Source organism: Adlercreutzia equolifaciens (genome assembly GCF_029076695.1).
Taxonomy (GTDB): Bacteria; Actinomycetota; Coriobacteriia; order Coriobacteriales; family Eggerthellaceae; genus Adlercreutzia; species Adlercreutzia equolifaciens_A.
On the sequence record NZ_JARFIK010000255.1, the window covers coordinates 1 to 318 of the forward strand.

The window sequence follows — 318 nt, forward strand, 5'->3', positions numbered from 1 at the left end:
GCCAGCAGATCGTCGGAGTGGTCCAGCACCGCGTCGGGTGTGTCGGCGACGCGAATGCGACCGTTATCCACAATGACCAGCAGGTCGGCATAATCAGACAAAAGCGCGATCTTTTGCTCCACCACAATGACCGTCGTGCCATGTTCGCGCGCGTAGCGGGCCAGCAAGTCGAACACTGCTACGGAAGAAGCCGGATACAGCTCAGCGGTAGGCTCGTCCAGCACCAGCACTTTCGGATGCAAGGCAATCACGGAAGCCACGGCCACCTTCTGCTTCTGGCCGCCGGACAAACTGGCGATGGTGCGGTCGCGCAAGTCC

General features: G+C 61.0%; 1 protein-coding gene. It reads right to left on the reverse strand.

Going from position 1 to position 318, the window contains the following annotated elements; translation table 11 throughout:
• Nucleotides 1–318, reverse strand: a 318-nt coding sequence (locus tag PZH32_RS12295; RefSeq protein ID WP_275208534.1) for an ATP-binding cassette domain-containing protein, incomplete at both ends; no start/stop codon positions are given.